We start from the raw sequence: 9,292 nt of genomic DNA, 5'->3' as shown, positions 1-9,292 counted from the left end.
AGCTGGCCGCGCCTTGGTCATCGGTCAGCGTCGCCTGGATGCGCGTGGCGTGCTGACGCAGCCAGCGTTTGTACGGGTGGCGCGACTTCAGGCGGTTGTCGATGGCGTCGGTGTCGAGAATTTGCCCGGTTTCGGTGTCCACGGCAAGGATCTGGCCCGGGCCCACACGGCCTTTGGCCAGAACGTCCTCGGGCTGGTAACCCCATACGCCGATTTCCGAGGCGATGGTGATGTAGCCATTGGTGGTAGTCACCCAGCGCGCCGGGCGCAGGCCGTTGCGGTCGAGCAGGCACACCGCGTGGCGGCCTTCGGTCATGACGATACCGGCCGGGCCATCCCACGGTTCCATGTGCATGGAGTTGTATTCGTAGAAGGCGCGCAGGTCGGCGTCCATGGTCTCGACGTTCTGCCAGGCTGGCGGTACCAGCATGCGCACGCCGCGGAACAGGTCGATGCCGCCGGTGACCATCAGCTCGAGCATGTTGTCCATGCTGGAGGAGTCGGAACCGACGCGGTTGACCAGCGGGCCGAGCTCTTCGAGGTCGGGGATCTGGTCGTTGGCGAACTTGGTGCGACGGGCCATGGCCCAGTTGCGGTTGCCGGTAATGGTGTTGATCTCGCCGTTGTGGGCGAGAAAGCGGAACGGCTGCGCCAGCGGCCATTTCGGCAAGGTATTGGTGGAGAAGCGCTGGTGGAACACGCAGATCGCGGTCTGCAGGCGCGGGTCATCCAGGTCAGGGTAAAACGCCGCGAGATCGCGCGGCATCATCAGGCCTTTGTAGATGATGGTCTTGTGCGAGAAGCTGCAGATGTAATGGTCGGCGTCGTGGGCGTTGGCCACGGAAGAACGGCGACGCGCACTGAACAGCTTGATGGCGAATTCCTGGTCGCTCAGGCCTTCACCGCCGATGAACACCTGCTCGATCTGCGGCAGGCGCTCCAGGGCCAGACGGCCGAGCACGCTGGTGTCGATCGGCACCTTGCGCCAGCCGACCAGCTTCAGGCCGGCCGCGAGGATTTCGCGGTCCATGTTGGCGCGGGCAGCTTCGGCTTTGACCGGGTCCTGGTTGAAGAACACCATGCCGACGGCGTACTGCTTTGGCAGCTCGACGGCGAAGTGTTCCTGGGCCACGGCACGCAGGAATTGATCGGGCTTCTGCATCAGCAGACCGCAACCGTCACCGGTCTTGCCGTCGGCGTTGATACCGCCGCGGTGGGTCATGCAAGTCAGGGCCTGCATGGCGGTTTGCAGAAGGTGGTGGCTCGGTTCGCCCGTCATATGGGCGATCAGGCCAAAACCACAGTTGTCCTTGAATTCTTCGGGATGGTACAGACCTGTTTTCATAGACACATTCTCACCAGGTTCACCTCTCAACGGAGGTAAATCTCTTTTTTAACAACCACTTACCATCCACGCCGATCAAACGCCAGCTTTTTTGCGGTGGTCATGGAAAACCATTGTTGCACAGCGACAGCGATGCCCACAAATTTTCATGTCTCACCATTGAAAATTTATGTCGCAATTTTGAATGTTTTTGCGCCATGCGCCGTGATAACGGCTTGGCCGGAGTCTGAAGCGTTTCAGCCATGACTGCAACTAGGGGCTTGTGGCCGGCAGTCCGGGACAGAAAAGCCTGCCGCGCTCAGGCGCAGCAGGCTAGACGAAAAGTCAGTTATCGCTCAGCAACTGGGCGGCGGGGTGTTGCCGCCCGGCAGGTATCAGCGGGCCGAGGCCAGCTCTTGTTGGACGCTGGCGACGGTACGTGGCCAAGGTTTACCAGCCTGGACCTTCGCTGGCAAGTTCTTGATTGCCGCAACCGCAGCGTCACGGTTGGCGAAGCTGCCGTAAGTGACGACGTACAGGGGCTTGCCCTGCAGGTTTTTCTTGAAGTAGCGATAGTCGCCACCCTGGGCCTTGACGAACGCCTGGGCCGAAGCCTCGGAGCTGGTACCCAGGATTTGCACCACGTAGTTGCCTGGTTTTTGCCCGGAGTACCAACCACCGCCAGCGCTGCCAGTGGCCGCTGGTTTCTCGGCAGGCTTGGCAGCTGCGACCTGGGCCGGCGCTGGCGCAGGCTTGGCAGGCGCAACCGGCTTGGCAGGCTGGGTTGCGACCGGTTTTGGCGCAGGCGCAACCGGACGTGGCTGGGCAGGGGCCGTGGCAATCGGCTGCGCAGGCGCAGGCGCCGGGCCGGCTGGTACACCTTGAGGCGGTGCGATGGTGGTAACGGTCGGCGGCGGGTTGCCAGGCTGCAGGGCCGTATCGCCAGCCGGGCTGCCTTCTTCACCCTCACCCATGCCTGCGGCCTGGGCCAACGGTTCGCGCATCACCGGTTGCGACTGGCCCCCCAGCGGCAGGGGCGTCGGCTGGGACGAGCCGGAGAATTCGATGGCAGCGCCAGGCTTGCCTTCGCCGAGCGGCAGCTGGGCCTGGGCGGGCGCTTCGGCAGGTGGCTTGTCGCCTTTCTTGGGCATCAATACCGCAGCCGCAACGGCGACCACAACCACAGCGGACAGTGCGAGCACATGTTTTTTAGGCATCTTGAACCCCATGGATGGTCGCTTGGCCGTCGAGCGGCTGGCGATCATGGCTTCGATCAAAGTGTCACGGGCGACCTGGTTGATGTTGCCAGGCCAGCCGTCGGAGTTTTCATGGATATCGACGATCTGTTCACGGCTGAACACCTCGATGCCCCGGCCAGCCCCTTCCAGGCGCTGTTCCAGGTACTCGCGGGTCTCTTCTTCACTGTAGGGGGCAAGCTCGATGATGTGGAAACGTTCTTCCTCGACATTGAGTTCGTCCAACCCGGCAATCAGTGAGGGCTCACCGAACAGGAATACGTGCGGGCGCCCTTCTGGCACGCCCGCTGCCAACTCCAGCAACGCTTGGAGTGCCGACTCGTCGAGTTGTTCCGCATCGTCCACCAGCAAATACACTTCCTGCCCGGTCAACGCCAGCTGCACGACCTTGGACAGGATCGCCTGCATTTCAGCCTGGGCCACATCCAGCTCCTGCGCGACCTGCGCAAGCACGCTGCCGGCATCGCTGGCACTACGGGCGGACACCACCACACTCTGCACGGCCTGCTTGTTGGTGCTGGCCACCAGGGCCTGGCGCAGCAGCGACTTGCCGCTGCCCAGCGGGCCGGTGACCACCAGCATCAACTGGCTGTAGCGTGCCAGGTGGTGCAGCTGCCCGAGCACGGGCTTGCGCTGGGCCGGGAAAAACTTGAAGCCGGGCACACGCGGCGCGAACGGATCGTGGCTCAACTGGTAATGGTCGAGAAAGGCCTCATCGGCATGCAAACTGGTCATTGCGCTGTCACAACCTCAAAGCTGGGCCACGATCGCGCGGTAATCCGCCGACAGCGTGGCCTGTAGAATCTCTTTCGGATAGTCGTCGGTCACCACGGCTTCCCCCACCTGGCGCAACAGCACCAGACGCAGACGCCCGTCGAGCACCTTCTTGTCGACCGCCATGTGTTCCATGAAATGCGCCGGTGTCATTTCCTGTGGTGGCACCACCGGCAAATCTGCGTTCTGCAACAGGCGGATACCGCGATCACGTTCGGCCTGGCTGATCCAGCCGAGGCGCATGGACATTTCCAGGGCCATTACCGTGCCGGCCGCCACGGCTTCACCGTGCAGCCAGACGCCGTAGCCCATGTGAGTCTCGATGGCATGCCCGAAGGTATGCCCCAGGTTCAGCGTGGCTCGCACGCCGGCTTCGCGCTCGTCGGCACCGACCACTGCAGCCTTGGCCTCGCAGGAGCGGCGGATGGCTTCGGTCAGGGCTTTCTGGTCGAGGGCGCGCAGGGCCTGCATGTTGTCTTCGAGCCAGGCGAGGAACGACTGGTCGCAGATCAGGCCGTACTTGATCACTTCGGCCAGGCCTGCAGACAACTCGCGGGCCGGCAGGGTCTTGAGGCTGGTGGTGTCGATCAGCACTGCATTGGGCTGATAGAACGCGCCGACCATGTTCTTGCCCAGCGGGTGGTTGATACCGGTCTTGCCGCCCACCGAGGAGTCGACCTGGGACAGCAGGGTGGTCGGCACCTGGATGAAGTCGACGCCGCGCTGGTAGCAGGCCGCGGCGAAGCCGGCCATGTCACCGATCACGCCGCCGCCCAGGGCGACCACGGTGGTGCGCCGGTCATGCCGGGCAGTCAGCAGGCCGTCGAAGATCAGCTGCAGGGTTTCCCAGTTCTTGTGGGCTTCGCCGTCGGGCAATACCACCGGCAGCACCGAGTAGGCACCCAGGGTCTTGCTCAGGCGTTCGAGATACAACGGCGCGACGGTCACATTGGAAACAATCGCCACCTGCCGCCCGGCAATGTGCGGCGCCAGCAACTCGGGCTGGTCCAGCAGGCCTTCGCCAATGTAGATCGGGTAGCTACGCTCGCCCAGGTCGACCTTAAGTGTCTGCATGTATCCCCACAATGTACTTGGGCGCGGGGGCGACCCGCGCGGTAACGTTGAACCTCGCCTCGGCGCTGGTCGCCGAGAATAGTCCCGGCTTAACGGGGCGGCAACTGCTGCAAGCGCTCGAGAATATCGATCACCACCATGCGTGGCGGCCGCTCGTCGGTTTCTACTACCAGGTCGGCGATCTCGCGATAGAGCGGGTCACGGGCTGCCAGCAGGGCACGCAAGGTTGCTTCGGGGTTGGCAGTGCGCAGCAGCGGGCGATTACGGTCGCGCGCGGTACGGCCAACCTGTTGTTCCACCGAGGCATGCAGGTAGATTACCCGGCCACCCTGGCGCAGTGCCTGGCGGTTGGCTTCGCGCATTACCGCGCCGCCACCGGTGGCCAGCACCACGCCGTCAAGTTCGCACAATTCAGCGATCATCGCCTGCTCGCGATCACGGAAACCGGGCTCTCCTTCCTTGTCGAAAATCCACGGGATGTTGGCGCCGCATCGCAGTTCGATTTCCTTGTCGGAATCCTTGAACAGCAGGCGCAGCTCTTTGGCCAAAAGGCGTCCGATGGTGCTTTTACCAGCGCCCATGGGCCCCACAAGTATCAAATTTCGCACAGAATCAACGACTCACAGCAATCGCCTGGTCACTCATGATACGCGGAGTCAGGAAGACCAGCAGCTCGGATTTTTTCTCTTGTAATGCATCGCGTCGAAACAGCCGCCCAACATACGGCAGATCACCGAAAAATGGCACCTTGTCGACCACATTGTTTTGCGAAGTCGAATACACCCCGCCAATAACGATCGTCTCGCCGTCGGCCACACGAACCTTGGCGTTGACCTCGTTCTTGCGGATCGGCGGAACGTTGTTCAAGGCATTGACGTAATCCGGCTCGTCCTTGGTCACCCTCACGGTCATGATCACCTTGTTGTCCGGGGTGATCTGCGGGGTGACCTCCAGCGACAGTGAAGCTTCGCGAAACGTCACCGACGTAGCGCCGCTATGGGTGGTCTCCTGGTACGGCACTTCGGTGCCCTTGATGATCCTGGCCGTTTCCTTGTCGGCCGTGACCACCTTGGGCTGCGAAATGATTTCGCCGTTGCCGCTTTTTTCCATGGCACTGAGCTCAAGGTCGAGCAGCACGCCCCCGCGCAGCAGGCCCAGGCCAATGCTGCTGCCGGCGCGTTCTACTCCGAGGTCGACGAACAGCTCCTTGCCCGGCCGGATATTTTCCCCGTACAACGGCCCGCCCCAGCGCACTCCCAGGCTCTTCTCATAATCGACGCTGGCCTCGACGATACGCGCCTCGATCGCCACCTGACGGACCGGCACGTCCAGCTGCTGCACCAACTGCCGTATCTCGGCAAGGCGGTCGGCTGGCTGGTGCGCAACCAGGGTATTGGTGCGCTCATCGACACTCAGGCTGCCACGCCCCGCAAGAATGCCGTCATCCGCAAGGCTCGCCATCAGCAAATCGGCCAGTTCAGCGGCCTTGGCGTGATAGATGGGCAGCAGTTCTCGGCGCAGCGGCTGCACTTGCGCATCCAATGACTGCCCCACACGGCTATCTGACGATTGGCCGGCAAACTCCCCCACAGGCGCGACCAACAGCACATTGCCGTCCTGGCGCCGGGCGAGGCCTTTGCTGCGCAGCACCAGGTCAAGGGCCTGGTCCCATGGCACATCCTGCAAACGCAGGGTGACACTGCCCTGCACCGAATCGCTGGCAACCAGGTTGACGCCGGCGTAGTCGGCCAGCACCTGCAGCACCGCACGCACTTCCACGTCCTGGAAGTTCAACGACATCGGCTCACCCTTATAAGGCGTCGCCGACACCAGCGGGATAGGCAGCAACGCCGCCAGTGCCCATTTCTTCACTATTTTCATCCTGATCCGGGGCCTCCTTGCCCAGGCGCCTTGCGAGGCTGACGAACGCTGTGCGCTCGTGCCACAGCCCTGCCAGGAACAGCCGTTCACGTACTTCGACATGACGCGGGTCGACCTGCGTCACCACCCCCAGGTCGCGCCCGAGGCGATCTCCCTGGCGCACGCGATAAAGCCTGCCAGCCGCCATCAGCAGCGCTTCGTGCGCGGCCCCACGTGACAGGCTGCCGACCATTTCCAGTTGCCCAAGGGGCACGCTGGCCAGCCCACTGCTAGCCATTTGCATAGCCTTGGGCGCAAATGGGTCAAGCGCAGGCGCTGGCGATGCGGCCACGGCAGGCAACTGCGCAAGTAGGCCAACAGCGGGCATAGGTGCCGATGCGTGATAGGCATCGACCTGTAACCGAAGCCGCAACAACCCAGGCTGATCATCGGCAGCCTCCAGGCGCATGTCACCGCTGCGCAGTATGCGCGTCTGGCTCAACCAGTCGTCCAGCCACACTCGCAAAGCGGCATAACGCCCCACCACCTGCAACTCCAGCGGCACTCTGCGAAAACCAGCCTGCTGCTGGTCTTCATGCACCTCAAGTCGCTCGATGAGCAAGCCCTGCGCACGGCCCGACGCCGCCAGGCGGTCCAGCAGATCGCTCATGCTCTCGCCTGCGGCCAAGTGCCAGTGCGCCTCACGCAGCCGCCGCTCGGCATCTGCCACAGCAGCCTGGAGGTGCTCCAGTTCCGCCAGCTGCGCGCTGCTGGCAGCCTGTTGCTGGTCCAGTGCGGCGTACCTGGCATGCTCCCGAGCCTGTTGCTGCAAAAGCGACGGCAGGCGGATCGCGCAACCCAGACTGAACAGCAGCACGGCCACCAGCACGGGTGCCAGCCGCCTGAGCCGGCGGGAGCCCTGTGCAACCGCCAGCCAGGCGAGCATCCGTGCTGCGGTCACGACCAGAACGCCGAAACACGCGCAGACAGCAGAAATTCATCGCCCCCCGCCAGGCTCTTGATGCGCTTGAGTTCCAGATCGATCAATACACTCGAGCGGCCAAGATCGCGCATGAACTGTGCGACAACGGCAGCGGACGGGGCCAGGCCGGTCATGTGCAGGCGGCCGTTTTCCAGGCTCAGATCGAGCAGTTGCACCCCCACTGGCAGCGCTCCCTCGAGGTCGACAAACACGCTGGCCAGGAGCCCCTGACCGCTGCGCAAGCCCTCCAGCTTGGCCACGCTGACGAGCAGCGCCGCATGTTGCGCACGGATATCGGCCAGCGGCTGCAACTGCTCGCCCAACATCCCGAGGCCTGCCTGGTGGTGTGTATTGACCAGCGCCTGTTGCTGCCCTCGCACACGGGCAAGCTGGTCGACCAGCATCACGGCGCACAAGCCCAATAGTGCAGCAGCGACCAGCTGCCTGCGAAAACGCCGCAACGCCGCCTGGCGTTGCCGCTCGCGCCAGGGCAGAAGGTTCAGCCGCATCATGGCTGCCACCCTCCAACCGAGAGGGCGCCAGCCAGCAGCATCGAGCCATCAACTTGCTCAAGACCCGCCAGACCGGGCAGCTGCCGACATGGCAGCTCAAGCTGCTCGCTCAGGCCCTGCAGCCAACCGGGATCGATCAGTGCGCTGCTGGCAACCCAAAGCCGCGCAGGCAGATACGCTTCGGCAAACAGTGCCTGCAAATGCTCTGGCAGCTGCCCGCTTGCGCGCAACTCATCCTGTGGCAATTCAACGCGCAGAAAGGCCTTGCCCGGCTGCCAGCCATAAAGGGTGACGCTACGCGTTTCGAGACGCAGCAGCGCCGATCCCTCCATACAGCCCTGTGGCAACATGCGAGAAAGGGCAATGTTGTCGACTTCAACGGCCGCCAACTCCAGGCCGGCCTCTTCAACCACCGTTGCGAGCGACGCCAACGCACTCTGCCGACAGGCCGCGACCATCACCTCGAGGCAACCTGGCTGCACGCGGGATGGCCCCAGCGCCTGAAAGTCCAGGGCCAGGTCTTCCAGCGGAAACGGAAACAGCCGTTCAGCGTCGGCCAGCAGCTGCACCTCCATCTCTGCCCCATCCCGCTCCCCGGGCAGATGACACAGCTTGCAGATGACCTGGTTGGCGGACAGCGCCAGCGCTACCCGGCGCTGCCTGACACCGCTGCGCCGGTAGGCACGCTGCAATGCAGCGACCACCAGCCCGGACTCGCCCCGCCAATCATCGCCAAGCGGCGAATGGAGCGGCTCTTGTGCCGAACCCACTACCCGCCAGCGCCGGTTGCGCTGCTGCACTTGCAGTATCCGAACGGCGTCGGAGGCAATTTCCAACCCCACGAGTGAACCGGCATCCTTGCCAAAGCGTCCTAGCACTGCGGCCTCCTTGCTGTGCGGTGCGACCCCGCGGCAACACTGGGCCGAGGCTGCCCATCGAGGCGACGGGCAGCCTGGCCGGTAACCCGGAGAGGCGAAAAAATGCTTATAATGCCCAGCGTTTTCTGGTCCGCTGGACCTGCGTGCAATCCACTCCCAACCTGGACACCGAAAAGCCTTGATACGTCTGCTGAAGTTCTTCTGGTGGTCTTCCGTCGCAGTCATCTGCGCGCTCGTACTCGGTGTGAGCGGTGCGTTTCTGTATCTTAGCCCCAGCCTGCCCTCGGTCGAGTCCCTCAGAAGCATCCAGTTGCAGATCCCCCTCAGGGTGTACAGCAGCGATGGCAAACTGATCGCCGAATTTGGCGAAATGCGCCGCTCGCCGATCCGCTTCGCGGAAATCCCCCCACAATTCATTCAGGCACTGCTGTCAGCCGAGGACGACAATTTCCTCAACCACTATGGCGTAGACCCCAGCAGCCTGATGCGCGCCGCGACCCAGCTGGTAAAGACCGGGCACATCCAGACCGGCGGCAGCACCATCACCATGCAGGTGGCCAAGAACTTCTTCCTGACCAGCGAACGCAGCTTCTCGCGCAAGACCAACGAAATTCTGCTGGCCCTGCAGATCG

At 63.3% G+C, this 9,292-nt stretch carries 8 protein-coding genes and 1 pseudogene; 1 reads left to right on the top strand and 8 read right to left on the bottom strand.

What is annotated here, in order from left to right; translation table 11 throughout:
- The 8 genes and pseudogenes from gltB to pilM form a co-directional block, all read right to left on the bottom strand.
- A pseudogene (gltB, locus tag HP546_RS20620) lies at positions 1 to 1,345 on the bottom strand (glutamate synthase large subunit); the annotation flags it as partial.
- 374 nt (positions 1,346 to 1,719) lie between these two features.
- Positions 1,720 to 3,315, bottom strand: coding sequence for an SPOR domain-containing protein (locus HP546_RS20615; protein WP_172228893.1), 1,596 nt, complete (start codon positions 3,313 to 3,315; stop codon positions 1,720 to 1,722).
- A gap of 15 nt (positions 3,316 to 3,330) precedes the next feature.
- Positions 3,331 to 4,428: a 3-dehydroquinate synthase gene (gene aroB / locus HP546_RS20610; protein ID WP_172228891.1), complete on the bottom strand. Its 1,098-nt coding sequence runs from the start codon at positions 4,426 to 4,428 to the stop codon at positions 3,331 to 3,333.
- An 89-nt stretch (positions 4,429 to 4,517) separates the two neighbouring features.
- On the bottom strand, positions 4,518 to 5,036 hold the full coding sequence (aroK, locus tag HP546_RS20605) for a shikimate kinase AroK (protein ID WP_172228889.1): 519 nt from the start codon (positions 5,034 to 5,036) through the stop codon (positions 4,518 to 4,520).
- Positions 5,037 to 5,040: 4 nt separating this feature from the next.
- A complete protein-coding gene (locus tag HP546_RS20600) occupies positions 5,041 to 6,309 on the bottom strand; it encodes a type IV pilus secretin PilQ (RefSeq protein WP_172228887.1) in 1,269 nt (422 codons plus the stop codon).
- Entirely contained in the window at positions 6,239 to 7,234 is a 996-nt protein-coding gene (locus HP546_RS20595; RefSeq protein ID WP_172228895.1) for a pilus assembly protein PilP, read from the bottom strand. Before HP546_RS20595 ends, HP546_RS20600 begins: the two co-directional genes overlap by 71 nt.
- Positions 7,235 to 7,245: 11 nt before the next feature.
- Complete coding sequence (locus HP546_RS20590) at positions 7,246 to 7,782, bottom strand: PilN domain-containing protein (RefSeq protein WP_172228885.1); 537 nt, start codon at positions 7,780 to 7,782, stop codon at positions 7,246 to 7,248.
- Entirely contained in the window at positions 7,779 to 8,660 is an 882-nt protein-coding gene (gene pilM / locus HP546_RS20585) for a pilus assembly protein PilM (protein WP_172228883.1), read from the bottom strand. The genes HP546_RS20590 and pilM overlap by 4 nt, the downstream gene beginning before the upstream one ends.
- Before the next feature lie 181 nt (positions 8,661 to 8,841).
- On the opposite strand from pilM, the gene HP546_RS20580 reads away from it, so the two are divergent.
- On the top strand, positions 8,842 to 9,292 hold a 451-nt coding region (locus HP546_RS20580), incomplete at its 3' end, for a transglycosylase domain-containing protein (RefSeq protein ID WP_172228881.1).

Source organism: Pseudomonas sp. CM25, from assembly GCF_013179705.1.
Taxonomy (GTDB): Bacteria; Pseudomonadota; Gammaproteobacteria; order Pseudomonadales; family Pseudomonadaceae; genus Aquipseudomonas.
This window is presented reverse-complemented; position numbering and strand designations above follow the sequence as displayed.

What these genes read in the sequence shown, in the direction of transcription:
- HP546_RS20615 (WP_172228893.1), bottom strand. Translation starts at nt 3,315, where the DNA reads ATGACCAGTTTGCATGCCGATGAGGCCTTTCTCGACCATTACCAGTTG.
- aroB (WP_172228891.1), bottom strand. Translation starts at nt 4,428, where the DNA reads ATGCAGACACTTAAGGTCGACCTGGGCGAGCGTAGCTACCCGATCTAC.
- HP546_RS20600 (WP_172228887.1), bottom strand. Translation starts at nt 6,309, where the DNA reads ATGAAAATAGTGAAGAAATGGGCACTGGCGGCGTTGCTGCCTATCCCG.
- HP546_RS20595 (WP_172228895.1), bottom strand. Translation starts at nt 7,234, where the DNA reads ATGCTCGCCTGGCTGGCGGTTGCACAGGGCTCCCGCCGGCTCAGGCGG.
- HP546_RS20590 (WP_172228885.1), bottom strand. Translation starts at nt 7,782, where the DNA reads ATGATGCGGCTGAACCTTCTGCCCTGGCGCGAGCGGCAACGCCAGGCG.